The following is a 22,721-nucleotide window of genomic DNA, read 5'->3' as shown; positions in this document are numbered from 1 at the left end:
GCCCCCAAATGCCCTCCACCATCACCCGCGGCTACAAGAAACTGCTCGACGAGGCCAACGCCCAGATCGAGACCATCAATGCGGCGGAAGCCGTCGAACGTTTTCCGCAGGGCGGCGTGGGACAGGATGAAGTCGTGATCGTCGATCTGCGCGATCCGCGCGAGATCGAGCGCGAGGGCCGCATCCCCGGCGCATTCCATTGCCCGCGCGGCATGCTGGAATTCTGGATCGATCCGGAAAGTCCCTATGCCAAGCCCGTGTTTCAGGAAGACAAGAAGTTCGTGTTCCAGTGCGCGTCGGGCTGGCGTTCGGCGCTGGCGGCCAAGACCGCGCAGGACATGGGCCTCTCTCCGGTGGCGCATCTCGGCGGCGGCTTCACCGCATGGAAGGCCGCCGGCGGTCCGATCGAGAAGGTCGAGAAGAAGACTTAGTTCAATCATGAACCGTCACACGCGGGCCGCGTGTCCATCTTGAAAGATGGATTGCCGGGTCAAGCCCGGCAATGACGATTGAGGAAGAATGCCCATGCCCACAACCGATCCTCTCGTTTCCACCGAATGGCTGGCCGCGCATCTGAACGATCCGCGCGTGAAAATCCTCGACGCGACGTTCAAGCTGCCCGGCGTGCTGCCGCTGCCGAAGGACGACTATCTCGCGCAGCACATTCCGGGCGCGGTGTTCTTCGATGTCGACGCGGTGTCGGATCACGCAAGCGCGCTGCCGCATATGTTTCCGTCCGCCGAGCAGTTCGGCCGCGATGTCGGCGCGCTCGGCATTTCCAATGACGATACCGTCGTCGTCTATGACGCGGGCGGATGGGTCGCCGCGCCGCGCGCGTGGTGGATGTTCCTGTCGTTCGGCCACCAGAATGTGCGCGTGCTCGATGGCGGTCTGAAAAAGTGGCTGGCGGAAGGCCGCGCGGTCGAGGGCGGCGAGGTGAAGCCGAAGCCGGCGACCTTCAAGGCGACGTTCGATGCCAGGCGCGTGCGCAGCATGCAGCAACTGATCGGAAATCTCGAAACCAGGGCCGAGCAGGTGATCGACGCGCGGCCGAGCGCGCGCTTCGAGGGCAGCGTGCCGGAGCCGCGTCCGGGTCTTCGCGGCGGACATATTCCCGGTGCGCGCAGCGTGCCCTATGCGGGGCTGTTCGATGCCGGCACCGGCGCGATGAAGCCGCTCGGGGAACTGCGCGCGGCGTTCACCGGCGCGGGCGTCGATCTCGACAGGCCGATCGTCACGAGCTGCGGCTCGGGCGTGTCGGCCGGCGTGCTGACGCTGGCGCTGTACCGGCTCGGGATTGCCGACACCGCGCTCTATGACGGCTCATGGGCGGAGTGGGGCGAGCAGGGCGGACCGCCGGTTGCGACCGGGCCGGCATAGCCGGGCCGTCTTAACCGCCGAACAGCGGAAATGCTTTTTGCTGCTGCCGCAATTGCTCAGCCCGTGCGCGTTCCTCCGCGCGGGCGCGAGCGACCTGACGCCGCTGTGCGACGGCGAGCGGATTGACGCGGCGGACTTTCTTCGCCGCAGGCCGGGGGATCGTCGCGGAGGCCGTTGCTTCCGTCGATCGTTCTAGAGACGCAACCGTCTCCGTCGATCGCGGTTCGGAGGCTTCGGTTTGCGAGGGCTTGGCCTCGGTTGGCTTCGCTTCGGGTGATTTCGCGTCCACCCGCTTCGGTTCAGCCAGGCGAGTTTCGGACACTGCATCGACAGCTTTCGCTTCGGAGATCCTGAACTCGGAGGCCTTCACGTCGGCGGGCCTTGCTTCAGCCGGCTTCGCCTGCTGAGGCTTCTCGCCCTGAACCTTCGTCTCGGGCGCGCCGGCTTCGGACGTCTGGATATCGGGGGATTTGACGTCCGCAGCCGATGTCTGCTCCGCAGGAGCCTCGGCGCTGGGCTGTGCATTCAGGGCGGCGGCGGTCTCTGCTGGCGGAGCAGGTTCGGCCGGAGTTTGCTCGGCGCTCCTGGCCGCGTCGCCGGTATCCGGTTTCGCGATCTCGGCCGGCTTCGCGTCCGGCAGGTTGCGCGGAATGTCGCGGATGATGGCCTGCTGGCGGATTGTTCTCTCCGGAGCCGGCTTCGCGTTCAGCGCCTCGACCCGCAGCATCGCCAGCGTCGGTCCGCTCATCTCGAACTGCGGCGCCAGCATCGGCTGCTGCGCCAGCCGCCATGACGGCAGGCTCGCGAATTCCTCATGCGCCGCGCGCAGCAGCGCGGCCGCGCCGAGGCCGAAGATCAAAATCGAGATCGCCAGCACCGTGGTCGCGAACAGGAGTCGGAGTCCGGGGAGCATGGTGAGGTGTCCTGCCTTCGGCGGCGGAGGCGCGAAGGTCTTCGAGCCAAAACTGAACGGATGTGAACGCTGGAAAACGCAAATCTGGAAGCTGACGGGTGGGCAAAAGGCCACGAATCAAGCCCCTTGAGAAGGATACCGCACGCCATGGATTTGCCCGAAAAAAGTTCGGCCGGGGCTGGGGACTGCGTCACATTGTCGGGAACCTGTTGCACGGCTGCAATCTCGCGAAAAAGTCAGCCATTCCGGGCGCTTTTTTCCAACGAATGTCTTGAATGCGCCGCTATCCTGCGCGAACTGCCGTTAACGATACGGTGGCGGGTTCGCGCTATATAAGGGGCATGATGTTCAATCGGCTTTCCAAGGGTTTTTCTGCCAGGTCTTTCACGACGGCTTTTGCGGTTTCCGCAGTGGCCGGCCTCTCGGGTGCATCTGTCGCACTGGCGCAGTCCTATCCGCCGCCTCCGGGCTATTCGCAGCCGATCCAGCCTGCGCCCTATGACGCGCGGGACGATCGCGGCGTGCCGGACTTCGACCGCCTCGACGGCGACGACCGCGGCACCGCGCTGTCGCCTCCGGGCTATCAGCAGCAGCCGAATTACCAGCAGTCCGCTCCGCAGCAGCAGAGCTACCAGCAGCCGGGCCTCGACCCGCGCGGCCCGGTGATGTCGCCGGACGATCCGCGTTATGGCCGGCCCACGGCCTATTCGCCGCCGCCAGCCTATTCGGATCGCGGTCCTGCACCGGCACCTGCCTATTCAGATCGCGGCCCCGCCCCGATCTACAGCGACCGCGGTCCGCCGCAGGGCGCCGATTTTACCGACCGTCCGCGTCCGCCTGGGACAGTGGACGGCGCGCCGACGGGCGCGCTCGATCTGCAGGCGCCCGGCACGGCGCAAGGCGCCAACGGCCGCTCCGTGATGTCGGCATTGCCGCCAGAAGAGCAGCCGGAAACCGGCCCGCGCAAGGAATTGCCCGAGCGCCTGCGCCGGCAGGAAGTCAATTATCCGACCAAGGAGCCGGCGGGCACGATCATCGTCGATACGCCGAACACGCAGCTCTATTACATCCTCGGCAATGGCCGCGCGATCCGCTACGGCGTGCGCGTCGGCCGCGACGGCTTCACCTGGACCGGCGTGCAGAAGATCACCCGCAAGGCGGAATGGCCGGATTGGCATCCGCCGGCGGAAATGATCGAGCGCCAGCCTTACCTGCCGCGCTTCATGGCGGGCGGCGACGGCAATCCGCTCGGCGCGCGCGCGATGTATCTCGGCTCGACCGTGTACCGCATCCACGGCACCAACCAGCCCTCGACCATCGGCCAGTTCGTGTCATCCGGCTGCATCGGCATGCTCAATGAAGATGTGACCGACCTGTTCGACCGCGCCAAGGTCGGCACCCGCGTTGTGGTGCTGCCCGGCGGCAAGCCGCCCGCACTGTCGCAGCCGGTGACGGCGTCCGCGCAGCCGTATCAGGGCGGACCTGCGCCCGCGCCGATGGCGAACGGTGCTCCTGCACCGCGTCCGACCGCGTCGATGGGCGTGCCCAATCAGGGGCCGACGGTCGTGCCGCCGATGCCTGCGCCGGTCACCATCCGGTAAATCAGGATTTCAGTTCGAATGAAAATGCCCGCGCCTGTCGCGGGCATTTTTGTTTGGGCTCGCAGTGTCAAAGAAGCCTATCGACAGAGTTCCACGCTGTTGCCCGCGCGCTACAGTAACGACCTTCGACTCTCCCTAAGGTGCAGCCAGATTTCATTGCATGTTTTTGAGGAATTTCATGAAAAAGCTTTTGGCCGCTGCTGCGGTTGCCGCTCTTGGCGCAACCGGCGCACACGCTGCTGACATCGCGGCGCGCCCCTATACAAAAGCGCCTCCATTGGCGGCTGTCTCAAGCTGGACGGGCTTCTACGCCGGACTCAACGTCGGCTATGGTTTTAACGATCCGGTTGCGACCTTTGCGCCCAAGGACGTTGTATCCGCGAACGTATTCAACTTTTCCAATCCAAACCCGGCGGCGTCGGTTGCATACGATGTCAAAGGCGTTCTTGGCGGCGCGCAGGCTGGTTACAACTGGCAGGTCTCGCCGAATTGGCTGATTGGTCTGGAAGCGGATTTTCAGGGCAGTGACATCAAGGGATCGGCGGCCACGCCCTACGCGCTCATCGGTCGGCCCGGGCAGGTTAACGCCGAGCAGAATGTTGAATGGTTCGGAACGCTGCGCGCGCGCGCTGGATGGCTCGCGACTGACAAACTCCTCGTTTACGGAACGGGCGGCCTGGCTTACGGCTCGGTCCACGCAAACTCCACCCTCAGCAACACATAGGCTATACCGCAACGGGTGGTGGCTTCGGTGCCGCGTGTCCTCCTGCTTCAGGAGCTTGCTACACGGGACCAACGACAAAGGTGATGACCGGTTACACCGCTGGTGGCGGCTTTGAATACGCAGCCTGGCGAAATGTTTCTTTCAAAGCTGAGTATCTCTACGTCAATCTTGGAAGTAGCAGCATCACTTCGGCTGCCCCCGGCGTTCCCGGTAACGCAATTTCATCTTACAACACGCACTTCAGCGATCTTGACTTCCATGTCGTGCGCGTCGGCGCGAACTATCACTTCTGATCTTTGATCCGTTAAACAGAAGCCCGGCCAAGACCTTAGGTTTTGCCGGGCTTTTTGTTGCGCATGACATGCAACTTTTGCAAATTTGCGATCTTGATGGAGTGACAACGACCGAGGAAGGAACCCGCATGGCCAAGAACAAGAGCACGATCTGCGTCTGGTACGACAAGGACGCGGAAGAGGCCGCGACGTTTTACGCAAGCGTATTTCCGGACAGCAAAGTCAACGCCGTGCACAAGGCACCGACCGATTATCCCTCCGGCAAAAAGGGCGACACCATCACGGTGGATTTCACCGTGGCGGGCATTCCCTATATCGGCCTGAACGGCGGCCCGGTCTTCAAACACAACGAAGCGTTCTCGATCTGCATCGCAACCGACGATCAGGCGGAGACAGACAAATACTGGAACGCCATCGTCGACAACGGCGGCCAGGAAAGCGCCTGCGGCTGGTGCAAGGACAAATGGGGCATCTCGTGGCAGATCACGCCGCGTGTCCTGACGGACGCGATGGCCAAGGGCGGCGAGGAAGCCAGACGCGCGTTCGAAGCGATGATGACCATGAAGAAGATCGATGTGGCCGCAATCGAGGCCGCGATACGCGGGTGAAGGCTTCGTTCATTCGTCATTGCGAGGAAACATATCTTCTCCCTCTCCCCGCCTGCGGGGAGAGGGTTGGGGTGAGGGGCAACCTGCCCACATCACGGATGCTTCCGCCCCTCACCCGGATCGTTTCACGATCCGACCTCTCCCCGTAAACGGGGAGAGGTGAACACTACGTCATCACCCGCACCGGCGCGCCGCTGAGCCACGCGGCGATGTCCTCGACCATGTCGCCGTAGTAGCGCCGGTAGTTGTTCTCGGTGACGTAGCCGAGATGCGGTGTCAGCACGACATTGTCGAGTTTGCGCAGCGGATGATCGAGCGGCAGCGGTTCCTGCGAGAACGTGTCCAGCCCCGCGCCTGCGATCTTCCTGCGCTGAAGCACATCCAGCAGCGCGGCTTCATCCACAATCGGGCCGCGCGCGGTATTGACCAGATAGCTCGTGGGTTTCATGCGTGCGAGATCGTCGCGCGTGATGAGCCCGCGCGTGCGCTTGCTCAGGATGACATGGATGGTGACGATGTCGGCGGTCGCGAATAATTCGTTCTTGCTGGCGTAGGTGACGCCCGCGGCGGCGCAGGCCTCCGGCGTCAGGTTCTGGCTCCAGGCGATCACGTTCATGCCGAGCGCCTTGGCGATCGTGGCGACCTTCGTGCCGAGCTTGCCGAGACCGACGACGCCGAGCGTCATGCCCTCGACGTCCTGCCCCATGGTGGTCTGCCATTGCTCGCCGGCGTGCATGCGCGCGTTCTCGAAGCCGATCTTGCGGGTCAGTTCCAGCATCAGGCCGATGGTCAGTCCCGCGGTGGCGTTGCCGACGCCGCCGGTGCCGCACACCGTGACGCCGCGCTCTTTCGCTGCCTCAAGATCGAACGAGGCGTTGCGCATGCCGGAGGTCAGCAGCAGTTTCAGCTTCGGCAGCGCGGTCAGCATCTCGCGGCTGAAAGGCGTGCGCTCGCGCATGGCGCAGACGATCTCGAAATCCTGCAACGCGCGTACGGCTTCGTCCTGTGAGGCAAACGGCTTGTCGAACACGGTGATGTCGATCCGGTCCTTGAGCGATGACCAGTCCGCGAACTTGAGCGCGACGTTCTGGTAGTCGTCGAGAATGGCGCAGCGCAGGGGCATTTGTTTGCTCTCTTTGTTATGTCCGCAAGAAATCGCGGTTCAACCCTCTCCCCGTTTACGGGGAGAGGGTTGGGGTGAGGGGCGCACGCGCGGCTTGCCCCTTACCCGGATCGTTTCACGATCCGACCTCTCCCTGCAAGCGGGGAGAGGTGACGCATGTCGTAAGCGGCGCGCAGTCGTCATCCTTCGAGGCTCGCAAGTGCTCGCACCTCAGGATGACGACCGATTGTCTTGGAAATTTTTACTTCGCGGTCTTGCCGAGTTTCCGCGCGCAGGCGGGGCCGGGGCCGCGCATATAGTGCCGTTCCGGGTGATAGGGGTCGAAGGCCGCCCTGATGAAGGTGCGCCAGAATTCGGCGATCTCGGCCAGCAATCCCTTGGAAGAGGAGGCCGTGCGGGGTGCGGACAGGTCCGCGATGCCGGGTGTGATCGATGTGCTTTGCGTCGTCATGGCTTCTGCTCGACGATCTGTATTCTTGATTCGTGTGACGCTTGCTTATTGGTCGCGGCGCGCCTGTCCGCGGTTCGAACCGGCAGGTTGCGCGGATTCGATTAAAAAGCCGTTTCGCCGCGGCAATGGCCTCAGATCGCTGGAAAATTCTCTCGGCAGCCTTTCCAAAACCCTACCTTTGGAGGGCGTGCCGGTTGCCCTTTGCGGTTCCCGCCGCTACATCAACGGCAGCAAATTTCCCCGCACAACGAAGGTTTTCCGGAACCGTCAAAGGATCACGATGGCTCGCCAGTTCGTCTACTTCATGCAGGGTCTGACCAAGGCCTACCCGACCCGCAAGGTGCTCGATAACGTGCATCTGTCGTTCTATCCCGACGCCAAGATCGGCGTGCTCGGCGTCAACGGCTCGGGCAAGTCGACGCTGCTGCGGATCATGGCCGGCATCGACAAGGACTATAACGGCGAAGCCTGGGTCGCCGAGGGCGCGCGGGTCGGCTACCTCGAACAGGAGCCGCAGCTCGACGCCACCAAGACCGTGCGCGAGAACGTCATGGAAGGCGTCGCCAAGCAGAAGGCGATCCTCGACCGCTACAACGAACTGGCGATGAACTACTCGGACGAGACCGCCGACGAGATGACCAAATTGCAGGACGAGATCGAGGCCGCGGGCCTGTGGGATCTCGACAGCAAGGTCGATCAGGCGATGGACGCGCTGCGCTGTCCGCCGGACGATGCCGACGTCACCAAGCTCTCGGGCGGTGAGCGCCGCCGCGTCGCGCTGTGCCGCCTGCTGCTCGACCAGCCGGACCTGCTGCTGCTGGACGAACCGACCAACCATCTCGACGCGGAGTCCGTGTCGTGGCTGGAAGGCCATCTGCGCAACTATCCCGGCGCGATCCTGATCGTGACCCACGACCGCTACTTCCTCGACAACGTCACGGGCTGGATTCTCGAACTCGACCGCGGCAAGGGCATTCCCTACGAGGGCAACTATTCGCAGTGGCTGGTGCAGAAGCAGAAGCGCCTCGAGCAGGAAGGCCGCGAGGACGCCGCGCACCAGAAGACGCTCGCCCGCGAGCAGGAGTGGATCGCCTCCTCCCCGAAGGCACGTCAGGCCAAGTCCAAGGCGCGCTATCAGCGCTATGAGGACCTGCTCAAGCAAGCCAGCGAGAAGCAGACCCAGACCGCGCAGATCATCATTCCGGTGGCCGAGCGTCTCGGCAACAACGTGGTGGACTTCGAGGGGCTCAGCAAAGGCTTCAACGATCGCCTGCTGATCGACAATCTCACCTTCAAGCTGCCGCCGGGCGGCATCGTCGGCGTGATCGGCGCCAACGGCGCCGGCAAGACCACGCTGTTCAAGATGATCACCGGACAGGAAAAGCCGGATGCCGGCACCATCACCATCGGTGAGACGGTTCATCTCGGCTACGTCGATCAGTCGCGCGATGCACTCGACGGCAAGAAGACCGTGTGGGAGGAAATCTCCGGCGGCAACGACCTGATCCTGCTCGGCAAGAAGGAAGTGAACTCGCGCGGTTACTGCTCGGCGTTCAACTTCAAGGGCGCGGACCAGCAGAAGAAGGTCGGCGCGCTGTCGGGCGGTGAACGCAACCGCGTGCACCTCGCCAAGATGCTGAAGTCGGGCGCCAACGTCCTGCTGCTGGACGAACCGACCAACGACCTCGACGTCGACACGCTGCGCGCGCTCGAAGAGGCGCTGGAGGATTTCGCCGGCTGCGCCGTGATCATCAGCCACGATCGCTGGTTCCTCGACCGCATCGCGACGCATATCCTTGCCTTCGAGGGCGACAGCCACGTCGAATGGTTCGAAGGCAACTTCCAGGACTACGAGAAAGACAAGATGCGCCGGCTGGGTCAGGATTCCGTGATCCCGCACCGCGTGAAATACAAGAAACTGACGCGGTAGCGCAGCAAGGGTGGCCGGGGGCAAATGGCAGACGACGACAAGGCATTGACGTCTGAGGAAATCAGCGCCTCCGCGCCGGTCACATTCCATCAGAGCGAATGCACGATCGATGCGCAGGAGCGCGCCGCACTGGCCATCGATGTCGCTTACGTTCAGTGGCGTGCGGACTTTCGGCGCACGGTGATCGCCGCCGGCGTGCTGAACCGGCCATGGCGCAGCGTGTTCGAGGCCGACATGATGTTCAGCATCGTGGCGCATCGCTGGCTGGCCGAGCGTCCGATCACGCACAAGGAGCTTGCGACCTATTTCGAGATCTTCGTGACCGAAGCGACAGTCTCGCGACATCTCGATGACATGGAAGAAAGCGGCATGATCGTGCGTCAGACCGATCCCGACGACCGCCGTCGTATCTTTCTGCTGCCGACGCGGCGGCTGGAGACCATCGGCCACGGATATCTCCAGGCGAGAATCCGTCTCATGCGCGAAAACGGTTTTGTCTGGGTGGGGCGCAACGAAGCCGCCAGCGATCTTGCATGAGCCGGCGCTGAAGGCCAGACGTCGCGCTCGGGTAATCTGGCCATCGCTTGCCGGGTGACGTAGAAAGGTCATCCGAAAGCGTGGAGCGTCACGATGGCCGACTGGGATGCGCAGCAATACCTCAAATTTGAGGACGAGCGGACGCGGGCGGCCCGCGACCTGCTGGCGCAGATTCCGGTTCAGGACGCGCGGGGTGTTGTGGACATCGGCTGCGGGCCCGGCAATTCCACCGAGCTTCTTGCCAGGCGCTGGCCGCAGGCGAAGATCACCGGCATCGATACCTCCGCGGACATGCTGCGCCAGGCCCGCGAGCGGCTGCCGCAGCACACCTTCATCGAGGCCAATATTTCGCACTGGGCGCCGCCGTCCGGCACCGACGTGCTGTTCGCCAACGCGATCTTCCAGTGGGTGCCGCACCACCTCAAGCAACTGATGCGTCTTGCCATGGCGCTGCCGGACGGCGGAGCGATGGCCGTTCAGATGCCCGACAATATGGATGAGCCGTCGCATGTGCTGATGCGCGAGGTGGCGCGCCTGCCGCAGTTTCATACCCAGCTCGCGCACGCGCTGGAGGCGAGGGGCGAGTTGCCGAAGCCCGGCGTTTATTACGACGCGCTGCGGCCGCTGTGCCGGCGGATCGACATCTGGCACACCATCTACAATCACGTGCTCGAGGATGCCCCGGCCATCGTCGAATGGGTCAAGGGCACGGGGCTGCGGCCGTTCCTCGATCCGCTCGAAATGCCCGAGCGCCGGGAATTCCTGGAGGCCTATACCGCGCGTATCGCCGCGAGCTATCTGCCTCAGTCCGACGGCAAGGTGCTGCTGCGGTTCCCGCGGATTTTCATCGTGATCGTCAAGTAGCGCCGCAGCCTGACAAATCTGACGCGATGATGTCGAATCGGAAAATCCACTGCGGTTAAACGCCGCGACAGCGCGCGTCGACAGAATCTGACATGTTCCTTAGCTGAGTACCGTCCGAAAACGGCCAGCCGGAGCACACATGTCCCTTACGCCCGATACCCCCTTGCCACCACGAGGCGATACCTCGCTGCGTCCGATCCCGATGCTGATCTTCGGATCGCGCTGGCTGCAATTGCCGCTCTATGTCGGTCTGATTGTGGCCCAGGGCGTTTACGTCATTCTGTTTCTGAAAGAGCTCCTGCACCTCATCACCCATTCGTTCGACTTCTCCGAGCAGCAGATCATGCTGGTGGTCCTCGGTCTGATCGACGTGGTGATGATCTCCAATCTTCTGGTGATGGTGATCGTCGGCGGCTACGAGACATTCGTGTCGCGGCTGCATCTCAAGGGCCATCCCGACGAGCCGGAATGGCTGAGCCATGTCAACGCCAGCGTGCTGAAGATCAAGCTCGCCATGGCGATCATCGGCATTTCCTCGATCCACCTGCTGCGTACCTTCATCGAGGCGGGCAACCTCGGCGGGGCGGGCCGCACCACCAACTACACCGAAGCCGGCGTGATGTGGCAGACCATCATCCACGGCATGTTCATCCTCTCCGCCATCGGCATCGCCTATGTCGACCGGATTTCAAACGGGCCGGTGCTGGCGCCGAACGGCGAGGGCGGGCATGGCGGCACGAAGGGACATCACGGGCACTGACGCAGCCACGCGAAAGCCGTCATTGCGAGCGAAGGATGAACATGGAATTTCTCCTTCTTCCCTCATTGCGAGCGAAGCGAAGCAATCCATATCGGACCCGCAGCGATGATCGATAAAAGACTAGATTGCTTCGTCGCTGCGCTCTTCGCAATGACGTTGTTTCTGATTCCGCAGTCTTCACGCGCCGCCGACGCCGGCTTCACGAACTTCGTCGCCTCGCTCTGGCCCGAGGCGCAGAAAGCCGGTGTCTCGCGCGCGACGTTCGATGCGCAAACGCGCGGGCTGGAGCCGGATTACAAATTGCCGGATCTGCTGCTGCCCGGACGTCCATCGACCGGCGCGCCGTCACAGGCCGAATTCGTGCAGGTGCCGGCGGATTATCTGAAGGAGGCAAGCATCGCGCGGCTTGCCGCGCACGGCCGCACCCTGATGCAGCAGCATGCCGCGACGCTGAAGGCCATCGAGCAGCGCTTCGGCGTCCCCGGCACGATCATTCTGGCGATCTGGGGCCGCGAGACCGACTACGGCCGTTACGCGCTGCCGTATGATGGCCTGCGGGTGCTGGCGACACAGGCCTATGTCGGGCGGCGCAAGGACCAGTATCGCGGCGAATTCATCGAGGCGCTGAAACTGATCCAGAACGGCGATGTCACGCGCAAGGATCTGCGCACCTCATGGGGCGGCGCGACGGGGCTGACGCAGTTTCTGCCGTCCGAGTTGTCCAAGCACGGCGTCGATTTCGACGGCGACGGCCATATCAACATCTGGACCTCGGTGCCGGATGCGCTTGCCTCTGCCGCCCAGCAGTTGAAAAACAAGGGCTGGGAGCCGGGCCTGCGCTGGGCCTATGAAGTCCGCGCGCCGGCCAACGCCGATTGCTCGCAGGGCGTGCCGGAAGTGACCCGGCCGATCTCCGAATGGCTGCGTCTGGGCTTCGTGCCGGTGCGCGGCCTGCGTTTGTCCGCCGCCGAGCAGGCGCAGGAGGCATCGCTGTTGCAGCCGGAGGGAATCTACGGCCCGGCGTTTCTGACCACGAAGAATTACTTCGTCATCAAGGAATACAATTTCTCCGATCTCTATGTGCTGTTCGTCGGCCATCTCGCCGACCGCATGGCGGGCGGCCAGCCGTTTGCGACGCCGTGGTCGGCGTCCACGCAACTGCGCAGCGCCGATGTCGAGGCGATGCAGAAGCATCTGACGCGGATCGGCCTCTACTCGTCCAAACTCGACGGCAAGGCAGGGATGCAGACCCGCGCGGCGCTCGGCGCCTATCAGAAGCAGGCCGGGCTGAAGGTCGATTGCTGGCCGAGTGCGGACGTGCTGCGCGCCATGAGCGCGGGGCGATAACTCGTCATTGCGAGCGAAGCGAAGCAATCCACTCTTAAGAAGACAAGCTGGATTGCTTCGTCGCTGCGCTCCTCGCAATGACGGAGCTTCTTCAAAAACAAAAAACCCGGCCGCGAGGCCGGGTTTTGAAACGCATGTCTCACGACGCAATCGTGAGAAATTCAGATCAATCGCAAACCTGAACGCGGCGAACGCGCCAGCCGTAACCGTCCCAGAAACGCTCGCGCACGAGGCGGCAGGCGGGTTCTTCAACGTACACGGGGCCGGGAGCGTAGCCGTAGCCGTAAGCCGGACGGCTGTTGGCGATCGCGGCACCGGCGATCGCGCCGCCGAGAATGCCAAGGCCAACGCCGGCGGCAACGGCGCCACCATCACGCGCCTGAGCGGCAGGCATCGCGGTTGCAAGCGAACCAGCGATCGTCGCGACCGCGAGGAACGCTGAAAGAACCTTCTTCATGTTTATCTCTCCTCAGATCACGCCACAGCCCGGCGCAAGGCGATTGGTCTGCAAGAAGCCAATGACGGAACTCAAGATAGCCCGATTTGGCCCCCGTTAGAAAGTACCGGCGTCATCCCCCACCGGCGATTCAGCATTGTCCCGGCGTCAATATAGCGGATTCTGGCCCCCGGACCTTTACAAAAAACGCCCCGGAGCGGCTTTTGCCGTCCGGAGTGTACCTTTCTTCCAAGCCCGGACGGCCAAAAAATGGCCGCCCGATGAACGGTTGCGTCAGTTACAAACCTGCACGCGGCGGACGCGCCAGCCGTAACCGTCCCAGAAGCGCTCACGCTGCCAGTAGCAGGGCGCGCCACCGTAATAGACGGGGCCGGCACCGTAATAGCCGTAGCCTGGGCCATAGTAACCGCCGCTGTTTGCGATCGCCGCGCCTGCGATGGCGCCGCCGAGGATGCCGAGGCCCACGCCGGCCGCGATGCGCCCGCCGCGCGCTTCGGCCGGTGCCGGGGCTGCGAGGGCGGTGACTGCGACAGTGGCGGCAGCGGCAACTGCCAAGACGATCTTCCTAGCGCCGATCTTCTGCATGGCTTTCACCTTTCATCGTTGTGACCGTTAGATAACGGGTCCCGGCGGTGAAGGTTTCACAGTTGCGTTGAACGGGATCTGAATGGAGGGGCCGGATTTCAGCCATCATCAGGCGCGGGCATAAGAAAAACGGCGCCTCGCGAATGCGAAGCGCCGCTGGAATTTTCGAAAGCCGCGCGGATGATCCGCGTGGCCGATGATCAGAACAGCGAAGCGTACTGCTGCAGACCAGCCTTCTGCACGAGGCCCATCGCCGTGCGCTTCTGGTCTTCATCGAGGGTGGCGAACAGCGCCGAGGCTGCCGGAGCGAAGCGGCGGACGGCGGCTTCGTTGACCTGCGGTTCGCGGGCGAGCGCACGCAGTGCGTTGGCGACTGCGGGCCAGTACCTTGCCTGTTCGGCCTTCAGCTTCAGCGCGGCGCGATAGCGCATGATGGCGACTTCGCTCATCGCCGACTGGAACATCGAAATCTTTTTTTGAGGCGCGGCGGTTTCGGTGCCGACGGACGCAGTGAAGTCCTGAGCGGAGGCGGGTGCAGTGACGGCAATTGCCAGCGTGGCAACAACAGACGCAATCGCGATTGGCAATTTTCGCATTTGTCTCACTTCTGTGTGGGGAATGATGGTGGCGAGGTACGTGCCATATGTGACCAAAATGCGATGGGTTGAGTTAACAAACCCAGAAAATCCGGGTTGATGCACCATTAAGGTTTAGGGGCCGGATTTGTTCCCAAAAAACAATGCTGTATTTGCAGCCGTAACATTCGCTCACGAAAGGTGAAGCGGGTTCCTTGGTTAATTCAGGAACATGAACGACGGAATCTGCCGATAAATGCTGGATATTCGCAATGATTGCGATTCGCGGCAGTTTAGTTCAGCGCGCGGAATCCATCGTTTCGGCGAACAGCTCGAGCGAGCGAAGCGCGAAGGCGCGCATGTTGGCGATGCGATTGCTGTCACCGGTCTCGAGCGTAATGACGCGCGCGAGCGGTCCCGCAACCGCCATGCATGAATGCCCCGCGGCGTCGCCGTAACGGTTGCCGCTTGGGCCGGTCGCGCCGGTCTCGCTCAGGCCCCACGTGGTGTTGAGAAGTTCGCGCGCGCGGTTCGCCAGCAGGGTGGCATAAGGCTCGGTCGCCCCGCGCATGCCGATGGCTTCCATTTCTTCCTTCGTGATGTTCACCAGCGCCGCACGCGCACGCGGCGTGTAGATCACGCCGCCGCCGCGGTAGTAGGCCGATGCGCCGGGTACGGAGAGCAGCGCCGCCGAGATCAATCCGCCGGTGGAGGACTCCGCGACGGCGATGGTTTCTTTTCGCGCGATCAGGGACGCGGCGATTTTTTCCGCGAGCGGCAGCAGCTTTTCCATAACGGGACTTTCAGTATGAGGGCGACGTAAGCGGTACGAGAGGAGAGTCCTGATGCAAGATGATGTCTGTCTCTCTGCTCGTCCCCGCGAAAGCGGGGACCCAGATATTGAGTACTGGATTCCGGCTTCCGCGGGAATGAGCGGATACTTGTATCGGCGCAGATCAGAGCTGCGTCTTGTAACGCGCTTCGACAGCGTCCTGACTTTCCGGCGTGCCCTGGCCGGTCTGCTCGTGGATGACCTCAGAGATGCTCGGCTGAGCCGAGCGCGCCACGCGCGCCTCCGGCGACCACAGCTTCGAGCGCATCAGCGCCTTGCCGCAGTGGAAATAGACTTCGCGCACGGCGATATCGAGCACGGCGCGCGGCAGCTTTCCGAATTCGATCATGGTGGCCAGCACGTCGGCGTCGGCCGAGAGCTTTGCATTGCCGCCCACGCGCAGGGTTTCATCGAGGCCCGGCACGAAGAAGATCAGTTGCACATAGCCGCTGCCCGACAGCACATTGCGGAAGCTGTCGATGCGGTTGTTGCCGGGGCGGTCCGGCATCAGGAGGCGCGTCTCGTTTTCAATGCGGACGAAGCCGGGATTGCCGCCGCGCGGGGAGGCATCGACGGTGCCGTCGGGACCCGCCGTCGCCAGCACGCAGAACGGTGACATGCCGATGAAATTGGCGGCATGGCGGTCGATGCGCGGAAGCTGTTTCGCGATCACGCGGTCGGTGGGCGGCGCGTAGATGGCGCCGAGGTCGTCAGGTCCGATATGCGTCACGCCGTCGTGCTCCTGTTCTTGCGATACGGACGTTTAACCCAATCTGCAGCGCCCTGCATTTGGCGGCTGCGCCACAGCGCGAGCCTTGCAGGCAGGTTCCGTTTAGATCGATTCTAGATTGGATTGCAGCGGCTTAGCCAGTTTGGAATAGCTTAAAACTGGCTGTTTTCCTTTTGCATCGGGGGCTGCGGTTTAATACCTGTTGGTCAACAGTCCTTACAGGTTCTCCAGACATCCATGATTGTTTGTTCCTGCAACGTCCTGACTGACCACGACGTGCGCAACGTTGTGACCCAAGCCAAGGATTTCCCGCGCACGGCCGGGCAGGTCTACGGCTGCCTTGGCTGCAGTGCCGAATGCGGCCGTTGCGCCCGAACCATCAAGAAAATCATGGACGAAGCTCTGGGCGCCTGCGCCAAGGCCTGCTGCTCGGGATGCCCCCACAGCCAGCACGAAGCCGCGAACGAAGACCAGCAGCCGGTGGTCTTGCTGGCTCAGGCCGCCTGCTAACCACCTTCCGACATTCAAATTTCCCCAGCCCCTCCCGGTCCTTCGGCCCGGGGTTGTACTTGCCCGTAATCTCATTTAGAACGCTTCTAAATTGAATTGGGGCCGTCCAGCGACGGTTCCGCAAGGGAGTGCAACATGAAGGGCGACCCGAAGGTCATCGATTATCTCAACAAGGGACTGCGCAGCGAACTGACGGCGATCAATCAGTACTGGCTGCATTTCCGGCTGCTCAATCATTGGGGCCTGAAGAGCATGGCCAAGCATTGGCGCAAGGAATCCATCGAGGAGATGCACCACGCCGACCGCTTCACCGACCGCATCCTGTTTCTCGACGGCTTCCCCAACATGCAGGTGCTGGATCCCTTGAGGATCGGCCAGAACGTCAAGGAAATCCTGGAATGCGATCTCGCCGCGGAAGTCGGCGCGCGCACGCTTTATCAGGAGGCGGCGACCTACTGCCACAGCATCAAGGACTACGTCTCGCGCGACCTGTTCGAGAGCATCATGAAGGACGAGGAGCATCACATCGACTTCCTCGAAACCCAGCTTGATCTCGTCGAGCGCATCGGAATCCAGCTTTACGAACAGAAGCATGTCGGCGATATCGGCGACGACAATCCGCCCGAAGGCGAGGGGCACTGAGCTTCTGTTTTCCTCGAGCGATCTTCGTCCGGGCATAATTTACAACGGGTCGTCCCCGCGAAAGCGGGGACCCATACTCTCTTAAGTCCCGTTTTCCGGCGGCTTCTTTGTCCGCATTTTTCCAAAATGAAAATCCGGTGGTTATGGGTCCCCGCTTTCGCGGGGACGACGCACGTTTTTGTGCGCCTTCGCGTAAAAATCATTTAGCCTCGCCGGCAACAAAAACATTCGGGAGAAACGCGATGACCTACGACTGGCCCGCGATCGTCGATGATCTCAACACGCTGCTGAAGCTTCGCTCGATCCCGTTCGGCATGAAGATGTTCGCGCGGCGCGAGGACATGGAAGCGATCCCGAAGATCCGCCGGCCGCAATCGGTGCACACGCTGGATCAGATCGTGGCGCAGGCGGCGCGGATCGGCTGGACGGTCGGCATCACCAGCGACGATCTGGTCGGCGCGCAGTGCCGCGCCGTGGTTGGTCTGGGCGGCGCCAAGACCGAGGCGTGGCAATCCGGTCAGCACATGACCGGCGTGTGGTTCTCGACCCAGCAGGATGCGCAAGCGCATCAGGAAGCGATGCACTGCGTGCCGGACGGACAATACGATGCGCTCGCGGTCGGTCCGCTGTCGTCCGGCAAGCTCGATCCGCCGGATATCGCGCTGTTCTATGCGACGCCCGGTGCGATGATCTATTTCATCAACGGATTGCAGTGGTCGGGCTACAAGCGGTTCGACTGGAGCGTGGTCGGTGAATCCGCCTGCGCGGACTCATGGGGCCGGGCGCTGACCACGCGATTGCCGAGCCTGTCGATTCCGTGTTTCGCCGAGCGCCGCTACGGCGGCGTGCTCGACGAGGAAATGCTGATGGCGACACCGCCGGAATATCTCGTCAGCGCCATCGCCGGCATGAAGGCGCTGTCGAAGAACGGATTCCGTTATCCGTTCGCACAGTATGGCGTGCAGCAGGACGTGCGCGCCGGCATGGCGGTGAGTTATCCGGGCAGGGCATAGGGCGCATCTGAAGACCAACACTCGTCATTGCGAGGAGCCATGAGCGCGTCTTCGACGCGCTTTGGCGACGAAGCAATCCAGCTCTTTCCTGTAGCTATGGATTGCTTCGCTCCGCTCGCAATGACGATCGGGAGACGCCTGCGTTCCTCACGATCCGTCCGCCGGCACGAAGCATGTGATCTCGATGTTGCCGCGGATCGTGACATACCACACCACGGCGCCGCCGGTGGGATTGCCGCCGGTGCGGATGATCGCCTTCTCCGGCACAAGCCACCACGAACCCTCGATCGGCACCCAGTAGCTGCCCTCGCGGACATCGTAGTCGGTGCGATGGCCATCCGACACGTCGCAGCACGGCACACCGGCCGGACTGCGCGCATCCCTGAACCATTTGCGGATGTGTTCGGGGACATCGCCGAATTGCCCGCGATCGACCGCGAGGGCCGCAGCAGCAGACAGCGTCAGCGGAATCATCAGGGCAAGGCGAAGCGGCCACCGCATGCGATCCTCCGCGATCAGAATCGTCAGGAGTTTCGGACGGCCATCTGAAGGCGTCCAGACACACCCGCGCGAGGCGCCGTGTTCTTCCCGCGCATAGTTGAGGCACGATGCATCGCAGCATCGGTTACGCCTTCGCGGCGCGCTTCTTCTTTTTCGTCTCTGGCGGCGGCGCAAGAGGCGTCAGCGGGCAGCCGGCAAACGCGGCTTCAAGCGCGGCAGGCGCACCGTCGAGCTTGAATTCGGCGGTGGTGCGTCCCGCGGCGAGCGAGCGGATCCGGATCACGAGCGTGTTTGAGGTCGCAAGTTCGTTGGCGAATGTCGTCACCGCCGCCCGGTCCTCGATCACGACGGTCCGGTATTCCTGAAGAAAGCGCGCGGCGATGTTGTCGTGGCCGGGCTTGTCGTCGAAGCGATAGCCGAGCGTCGAGTTCGGGTCGGTGCCGACCTTGAACTCGAAGGCGAAGCGCACCATCGGCTTGCCATCGAAGCAGGTGAGCTGCATCGAAGCCATCTTGGCGTAATCGGCGAAACTGTTGGAGGCATTGTCGACAATCAGCATCGCGCTCGGCACCGGAACGCCGGTGATGCGATCGGTCTGCTTCTCGATCTTCCAGTTGCCGGACGTTGTGGTTGCCGGGGTGGCCACATAGGGATCGCGCATGGCGCACGCGCCAAGGCCCGCGCTCAAGCCTGCGCCCAGCAAGACGGCCATCACGGCGAACGCGACACGACGCACAACGCAATCCCCAGCCCGTCCTTATCCTGCAACCGGAGCGGGTAGGGCGCAAGCGGGTTTATGCCGGGCGTGTTTCCTCGACGCGGATTATCGCGGCGGCGAAACCTACGGCGACCGAGAGCGCCAGACACCAGAAGCCGACATAGACATACATCACCGCAGCGACAGCGCAGCCGGACGCGAAGAAGCAGATCGCAAGCGCAAGGCGGCTGAAACGGGTTTTCACCGCCACACGCTCCTCGGGTTTGGTGCCGGTGAGGAGATCGACGGCGTCAAGCGTGACCTGCACGGTCGATCCGGTCATCATGGTGGACGGCGGCAGGCTGGCCATGTGCACGCGCTGCACGGCGTTCTGCATCGCCATCGCGGCAACCCCGGCAAATCCGGTTAGCAGCGCCATCGGTGTGTTGGCGTCGGGAAACGGCCCGTACTGCACGGCGAGAAGAAAGAACGCCAGCAGACATGCGACTTTAACCCCGAGCAGGATCTGCATCGCAGGCAGACTATGCGCGCGCAGCGCAATGCCGGCGAGCCGGGCAAGCGCGATCACCGCGACGAATTCGGGCAGTGCCAGGATCTTGCCGACGATGCCGTGGCTGCCATGGACCAGCGCCGCGCCCAGCGTGACGAAGTTGCCGGTGACATGCGCGGTGAACAGCCCGGCGAGACCGAGGAAGCCCGCGGTGTCGACGAAGCCGCCGTTGAACGACAACAGTGCCGCGACGACATTGGATCGGGTGATCTGTTTCATATGCAGATACTCGCGCTCGCAGTTGAAGTCACCAGATCATGGTATGTGCCGGATCACGCGCAGAATTCGCAGCAGGATCGACGAATGATAGAAAGCGTAGCCGGCCAGGACGGCCGCCGTGCCTGCGGGAATCCATCCAAGAATCAGGCCCCAGAACTCGAATTCCGAGATCAGGATAGCGTACAGAATTATCACTGTTAAAGAAGCGCCGAGAAATGCAGAAGCCATGCGCACCCGGTGTTCCGCCTTGTCGGCTGTGTCCCGTCTCTTGACGGCAATGAGCTTGCCCGAAGAGTAAATTTGATAACTTACGGCTTCATCGCCGATAAAGGAGCGGCCTTCCTTCGCCCAATGAAAGGCGTCGGCGCGATCCTCGAATGTCCTTTCGTTGGTCGCGCCATCCAGTGACTTCAGTCGGACCTTAAAAGTCATCCCATGTGTCCCGGTTAGGCGTGCGCCGGTCTAGGTTTCATCATCTGTGAACAGCCCGACTTCTTCGCGCACGGCGTCGATCGGCTGGATCGCAGCCGACCAGAAATCCCACTCCGGAGCGAACAGGTCGGCGGTGGTGTCTTCACCGCGCGCCCAGGCGTAAAAGAATTCCTCCGGCTCGAAGGCGCCTGTCGCAGCGCCGGCGACATCGTTGAGCGGAATGCCGAGATGCCAGCTCAGCATCACCGGCAGCACGTGGCCGGACATGGCGTTGACGCGATGCATGGTCGCGGTCAGCGTCGATGTCATCAGTTCGCCGCGCGGCGAGGTGTCGTAACCGGCGAGCACGTGGGTGGAATCGTGCGGCACGGCGAATTCGAAATTGAGCGCGGTCGGCTCGCCGGGATAGGCGTAACCGTTGGCCTGATAGAACATCGCAAATGCATGGCCGAACGTGTTGTCCGGCAATCGCGCCAGCGCGTGAAATCGCGTCGCCAATGCGGGATCGGGCTCGGTGTCGTAGGGCTGCAGCCACGGGCCCATCTCGTCGGCAGTCCATGTACGGCCGGTCACGCTTTCGAGATTGGCGAGGAGCATATGGGCCTTGGCGTCTTTCAGATCGCCCAGCGCGATGCGCGCAAGATCATGGACAAACTCGTCCTTGACGCCGAGCGAGTCCGCAAGCTTCACGACCCCGCTGAGCTTCGCGGTGTTGATCGTACCGTCGACGAGCGCCATGACCGCTGCGAAACTCACGGCCTGCGCGGCAAGAGCGGGATCTTCGGCAAGTTCGGCCTGCCGGTGGGGACTGAGAGGCGTCAGCCCCGCGAGGCCGAACTGCGGCTCAAGATGAAAAATGTAACGCGTGGCCGCGGCGATGGTCTCGTGGTCGATTTCGGTCGGCGTTCCCTCGGTGGCGGCAATGCCGAGCATCACGGCGAGGGTGCTGCGGGCCTGATCCAGCGTCGCGGGAATGTGCATGGGGTCTGCCGCGTTCCTACCTGAACTGCGTCTGGCAGAGCGGACTGAGCCTTCTGACATTCTTCTGCATGCAGGCGGTGATGCGCTTCACGTCCGGGACGAACTCCCGGCAGTATTTCATCGCGTCCTTGCGGCAGGCACGGCGCTGCTCCGGCGTGCCCGCGGCATGTGCCGACGAGGCGTAAGCCATGGCGATGGCCGCACAGGCGGCAAGGGTTTTGACGAGCGGTCGGGTCATAATCAGATTCCTGGTGAGGGAACCGTAACCCGATCGTTCTCGCCCATCAAACGGTAAACCGGTGCTGGCGAACTCCGGCTTTTTTGTCTGGCATAATCCTGGACCAGCATCATCGCTAATGATGTGCAGGGACCTCGGCGCCGTCTGCCGAATACTGCCGGATCTTGTTGCGCAGTGTGCGCACCGAGACGCCGAGAACCCGAGCCGCATGGGTGCGATTGCCGTCACAGCGGGCAAGCGTTTGCAGGACGAGTTCGCGTTCGATTTCCTGGACTGTGGCGCCGATGAGCAGCGGGACCACCTGGCCCGGTGCCACGGCCGGCGCATCAGGCAATAATTGCGATGCGCGTACGTGCATTTCCTGGGTCATCGAGACCTCCTGACCACTGCTGCACCTGTCAGGGACGCAGACTATATCCAAGGTTCTCCGATCTCAGCCCGGGTTGAGGGTGGGCCGATAGGGTTAACAGGACCTTAATTTCCGGGATAACCCGTTCATGGAACTCGTGAATTGGAACCCGATGGAACCGCGCGGGATCGCAGGAGAAATCGGATCGGCTGCGAACGCACGCCTAAAATTTGCGCGTCTCACCGCCGGGAATTAAGTGAGATGCAGGCCCGCGCCGGGCGTGAAGGGAAGAAGACTCATGTGCCGCAATATCAAAACGCTGTTCAACTTCGAGCCGCCCGCCACCGAAGACGAAATTCACGCGTCGGCCTTGCAGTTCGTGCGCAAGCTCTCCGGCTTCAACGCACCGTCGAAGGCGAATGAAGAAGCGTTCAACCGCGCTGTCGCCGAAGTCTCCGACAGCGCGCGCAAACTGCTGACCTCTCTGCACACCCACGCGCCGGCGCGCGATCGTGAGGTCGAGGCAGAGAAGGCGAAAGAGCGGAGCCGGGCGCGGTTCGGCTAAACGCAAAACGGGCCAGCGAGAGCCGGCCCGTTTTCTTTTGCGTTGCGAAGTGCTTCAGGAGCGCGGCATTGCGATCGGCACGAACCTTGGATCGCTGGCGCGGCGATCGATTGCCGCGACCCGGAGCAGGGCTTCAAGCTTCAATAAAAAAATTTCCGCCAACATTGTCATAATCCCTTCCGGTTGACTGTATGGCAGTTGGACGCCGACTCAACGCCGCGCGTTCAATGTCTGAAATAAAACTATGCCTCGCCGTTGTCGTTCGCAATGGTCTTGCCGCCGGATGATAGGAA

General features: G+C 62.6%; 30 protein-coding genes. 15 read left to right on the top strand and 15 right to left on the bottom strand.

Annotated features, from left to right (window positions below):
- The first annotated feature begins 8 nt into the window (after nt 1–8).
- Together AC1RM7_RS08890 and sseA are read left to right on the top strand one after the other, a co-directional pair.
- Nucleotides 9–431, top strand: a complete 423-nt coding sequence (locus AC1RM7_RS08890; protein ID WP_024920414.1) for a rhodanese-like domain-containing protein — start codon at nt 9–11, stop codon at nt 429–431.
- Between the two features lie 94 nt (nt 432–525).
- Nucleotides 526–1,380, top strand: coding sequence for a 3-mercaptopyruvate sulfurtransferase (sseA, locus tag AC1RM7_RS08885; protein WP_024920413.1), 855 nt, complete (start codon nt 526–528; stop codon nt 1,378–1,380).
- A gap of 10 nt (nt 1,381–1,390) precedes the next feature.
- On the opposite strand, the gene AC1RM7_RS08880 is transcribed toward sseA, so the two are convergent.
- Nucleotides 1,391–2,293: a prolipoprotein diacylglyceryl transferase gene (locus tag AC1RM7_RS08880; RefSeq protein WP_024920412.1), complete on the bottom strand. Its 903-nt coding sequence runs from the start codon at nt 2,291–2,293 to the stop codon at nt 1,391–1,393.
- 344 nt (nt 2,294–2,637) lie between these two features.
- Between AC1RM7_RS08880 and AC1RM7_RS08875 the strand changes: the two genes are divergently transcribed.
- The 4 genes from AC1RM7_RS08875 to AC1RM7_RS08860 all read left to right on the top strand — a co-directional run bounded on the left by AC1RM7_RS08875 (nt 2,638) and on the right by AC1RM7_RS08860 (nt 5,519).
- A complete protein-coding gene (locus AC1RM7_RS08875) occupies nt 2,638–3,894 on the top strand; it encodes a L,D-transpeptidase (RefSeq protein WP_024920411.1) in 1,257 nt (418 codons plus the stop codon).
- Between the two features lie 178 nt (nt 3,895–4,072).
- Entirely contained in the window at nt 4,073–4,618 is a 546-nt protein-coding gene (locus AC1RM7_RS08870; protein ID WP_492837979.1) for an outer membrane protein, read from the top strand.
- An 83-nt stretch (nt 4,619–4,701) separates the two neighbouring features.
- The gene (locus AC1RM7_RS08865) at nt 4,702–4,911 is read left to right on the top strand and encodes an outer membrane protein (RefSeq protein WP_492837981.1); all 210 of its coding nucleotides are present in this window, start codon (nt 4,702–4,704) and stop codon (nt 4,909–4,911) included.
- Nucleotides 4,912–5,039: 128 nt separating this feature from the next.
- A complete protein-coding gene (locus AC1RM7_RS08860) occupies nt 5,040–5,519 on the top strand; it encodes a VOC family protein (protein WP_024920409.1) in 480 nt (159 codons plus the stop codon).
- 166 nt (nt 5,520–5,685) lie between these two features.
- On the opposite strand, the gene AC1RM7_RS08855 is transcribed toward AC1RM7_RS08860, so the two are convergent.
- Both AC1RM7_RS08855 and AC1RM7_RS08850 read right to left on the bottom strand, forming a co-directional pair.
- The gene (locus AC1RM7_RS08855; RefSeq protein ID WP_024920408.1) at nt 5,686–6,642 is read right to left on the bottom strand and encodes a D-2-hydroxyacid dehydrogenase family protein; all 957 of its coding nucleotides are present in this window, start codon (nt 6,640–6,642) and stop codon (nt 5,686–5,688) included.
- 241 nt (nt 6,643–6,883) lie between these two features.
- The gene (locus AC1RM7_RS08850) at nt 6,884–7,093 is read right to left on the bottom strand and encodes a hypothetical protein (protein ID WP_034459231.1); all 210 of its coding nucleotides are present in this window, start codon (nt 7,091–7,093) and stop codon (nt 6,884–6,886) included.
- Between the two features lie 280 nt (nt 7,094–7,373).
- Between AC1RM7_RS08850 and ettA the strand changes: the two genes are divergently transcribed.
- The 5 genes from ettA to AC1RM7_RS08825 all read left to right on the top strand — a co-directional run bounded on the left by ettA (nt 7,374) and on the right by AC1RM7_RS08825 (nt 12,531).
- A complete protein-coding gene (ettA, locus tag AC1RM7_RS08845) occupies nt 7,374–9,023 on the top strand; it encodes an energy-dependent translational throttle protein EttA (RefSeq protein ID WP_024920407.1) in 1,650 nt (549 codons plus the stop codon).
- 24 nt (nt 9,024–9,047) lie between these two features.
- Nucleotides 9,048–9,560 carry a MarR family transcriptional regulator gene (locus AC1RM7_RS08840; protein WP_024920406.1) on the top strand — a complete coding sequence of 171 codons (513 nt, stop codon included), beginning with the start codon at nt 9,048–9,050 and terminating at the stop codon, nt 9,558–9,560.
- A gap of 93 nt (nt 9,561–9,653) precedes the next feature.
- A complete protein-coding gene (gene tam / locus AC1RM7_RS08835; RefSeq protein ID WP_024920405.1) occupies nt 9,654–10,424 on the top strand; it encodes a trans-aconitate 2-methyltransferase in 771 nt (256 codons plus the stop codon).
- A gap of 139 nt (nt 10,425–10,563) precedes the next feature.
- On the top strand, nt 10,564–11,184 hold the full coding sequence (locus AC1RM7_RS08830; protein ID WP_006021777.1) for a TIGR00645 family protein: 621 nt from the start codon (nt 10,564–10,566) through the stop codon (nt 11,182–11,184).
- A 105-nt stretch (nt 11,185–11,289) separates the two neighbouring features.
- Nucleotides 11,290–12,531 (top strand): lytic murein transglycosylase, encoded by a 1,242-nt coding sequence (locus AC1RM7_RS08825; protein WP_024920404.1) that lies wholly within the window; start codon nt 11,290–11,292, stop codon nt 12,529–12,531.
- Nucleotides 12,532–12,697: 166 nt separating this feature from the next.
- On the opposite strand, the gene AC1RM7_RS08820 is transcribed toward AC1RM7_RS08825, so the two are convergent.
- The 5 genes from AC1RM7_RS08820 to AC1RM7_RS08800 form a co-directional block, all read right to left on the bottom strand.
- Nucleotides 12,698–12,988 carry a hypothetical protein gene (locus tag AC1RM7_RS08820; protein WP_006021775.1) on the bottom strand — a complete coding sequence of 97 codons (291 nt, stop codon included), beginning with the start codon at nt 12,986–12,988 and terminating at the stop codon, nt 12,698–12,700.
- A 273-nt stretch (nt 12,989–13,261) separates the two neighbouring features.
- Entirely contained in the window at nt 13,262–13,573 is a 312-nt protein-coding gene (locus tag AC1RM7_RS08815) for a hypothetical protein (RefSeq protein WP_006021774.1), read from the bottom strand.
- Between the two features lie 200 nt (nt 13,574–13,773).
- A complete protein-coding gene (locus tag AC1RM7_RS08810) occupies nt 13,774–14,169 on the bottom strand; it encodes a hypothetical protein (protein ID WP_024920403.1) in 396 nt (131 codons plus the stop codon).
- A 277-nt stretch (nt 14,170–14,446) separates the two neighbouring features.
- Nucleotides 14,447–14,941 carry a CinA family protein gene (locus tag AC1RM7_RS08805; RefSeq protein WP_024920402.1) on the bottom strand — a complete coding sequence of 165 codons (495 nt, stop codon included), beginning with the start codon at nt 14,939–14,941 and terminating at the stop codon, nt 14,447–14,449.
- Nucleotides 14,942–15,104: 163 nt separating this feature from the next.
- Nucleotides 15,105–15,710 (bottom strand): pyridoxamine 5'-phosphate oxidase family protein, encoded by a 606-nt coding sequence (locus AC1RM7_RS08800; RefSeq protein ID WP_041712818.1) that lies wholly within the window; start codon nt 15,708–15,710, stop codon nt 15,105–15,107.
- 237 nt (nt 15,711–15,947) lie between these two features.
- On the opposite strand from AC1RM7_RS08800, the gene AC1RM7_RS08795 reads away from it, so the two are divergent.
- The 3 genes from AC1RM7_RS08795 to AC1RM7_RS08785 all read left to right on the top strand — a co-directional run bounded on the left by AC1RM7_RS08795 (nt 15,948) and on the right by AC1RM7_RS08785 (nt 17,875).
- Nucleotides 15,948–16,220 carry a (2Fe-2S)-binding protein gene (locus AC1RM7_RS08795; RefSeq protein ID WP_006021770.1) on the top strand — a complete coding sequence of 91 codons (273 nt, stop codon included), beginning with the start codon at nt 15,948–15,950 and terminating at the stop codon, nt 16,218–16,220.
- A 135-nt stretch (nt 16,221–16,355) separates the two neighbouring features.
- Nucleotides 16,356–16,862 (top strand): bacterioferritin, encoded by a 507-nt coding sequence (gene bfr / locus AC1RM7_RS08790; protein WP_006021769.1) that lies wholly within the window; start codon nt 16,356–16,358, stop codon nt 16,860–16,862.
- A gap of 242 nt (nt 16,863–17,104) precedes the next feature.
- On the top strand, nt 17,105–17,875 hold the full coding sequence (locus AC1RM7_RS08785; protein WP_006021768.1) for a DUF169 domain-containing protein: 771 nt from the start codon (nt 17,105–17,107) through the stop codon (nt 17,873–17,875).
- Nucleotides 17,876–18,022: 147 nt separating this feature from the next.
- On the opposite strand, the gene AC1RM7_RS08780 is transcribed toward AC1RM7_RS08785, so the two are convergent.
- The 7 genes from AC1RM7_RS08780 to AC1RM7_RS08750 form a co-directional block, all read right to left on the bottom strand.
- A complete protein-coding gene (locus AC1RM7_RS08780) occupies nt 18,023–18,376 on the bottom strand; it encodes a hypothetical protein (RefSeq protein WP_006021767.1) in 354 nt (117 codons plus the stop codon).
- Nucleotides 18,377–18,500: 124 nt separating this feature from the next.
- The gene (locus AC1RM7_RS08775) at nt 18,501–19,112 is read right to left on the bottom strand and encodes a hypothetical protein (protein WP_024920400.1); all 612 of its coding nucleotides are present in this window, start codon (nt 19,110–19,112) and stop codon (nt 18,501–18,503) included.
- Nucleotides 19,113–19,170: 58 nt separating this feature from the next.
- Nucleotides 19,171–19,863: a YoaK family protein gene (locus AC1RM7_RS08770; RefSeq protein WP_006021765.1), complete on the bottom strand. Its 693-nt coding sequence runs from the start codon at nt 19,861–19,863 to the stop codon at nt 19,171–19,173.
- 36 nt (nt 19,864–19,899) lie between these two features.
- Complete coding sequence (locus tag AC1RM7_RS08765; RefSeq protein ID WP_024920399.1) at nt 19,900–20,295, bottom strand: hypothetical protein; 396 nt, start codon at nt 20,293–20,295, stop codon at nt 19,900–19,902.
- A 30-nt stretch (nt 20,296–20,325) separates the two neighbouring features.
- The gene (locus AC1RM7_RS08760; RefSeq protein ID WP_024920398.1) at nt 20,326–21,276 is read right to left on the bottom strand and encodes a hypothetical protein; all 951 of its coding nucleotides are present in this window, start codon (nt 21,274–21,276) and stop codon (nt 20,326–20,328) included.
- Between the two features lie 16 nt (nt 21,277–21,292).
- The gene (locus AC1RM7_RS08755) at nt 21,293–21,514 is read right to left on the bottom strand and encodes a hypothetical protein (RefSeq protein ID WP_081758519.1); all 222 of its coding nucleotides are present in this window, start codon (nt 21,512–21,514) and stop codon (nt 21,293–21,295) included.
- Nucleotides 21,515–21,629: 115 nt separating this feature from the next.
- Nucleotides 21,630–21,884, bottom strand: coding sequence for a helix-turn-helix domain-containing protein (locus AC1RM7_RS08750; RefSeq protein WP_024920396.1), 255 nt, complete (start codon nt 21,882–21,884; stop codon nt 21,630–21,632).
- Between the two features lie 277 nt (nt 21,885–22,161).
- Here AC1RM7_RS08750 and AC1RM7_RS08745 point away from each other — a divergent pair, with 277 nt between their 5' ends.
- On the top strand, nt 22,162–22,428 hold the full coding sequence (locus AC1RM7_RS08745) for a DUF2277 domain-containing protein (protein ID WP_024920395.1): 267 nt from the start codon (nt 22,162–22,164) through the stop codon (nt 22,426–22,428).
- The last annotated feature ends 293 nt before the right edge of the window (nt 22,429–22,721 follow it).

It is taken from the genome of Afipia sp. GW822-FHT03D08 (genome assembly GCF_058801645.1).
Note: the sequence above shows the minus strand (reverse complement) of the source record. Positions and strands in the feature narration are given on the sequence as shown.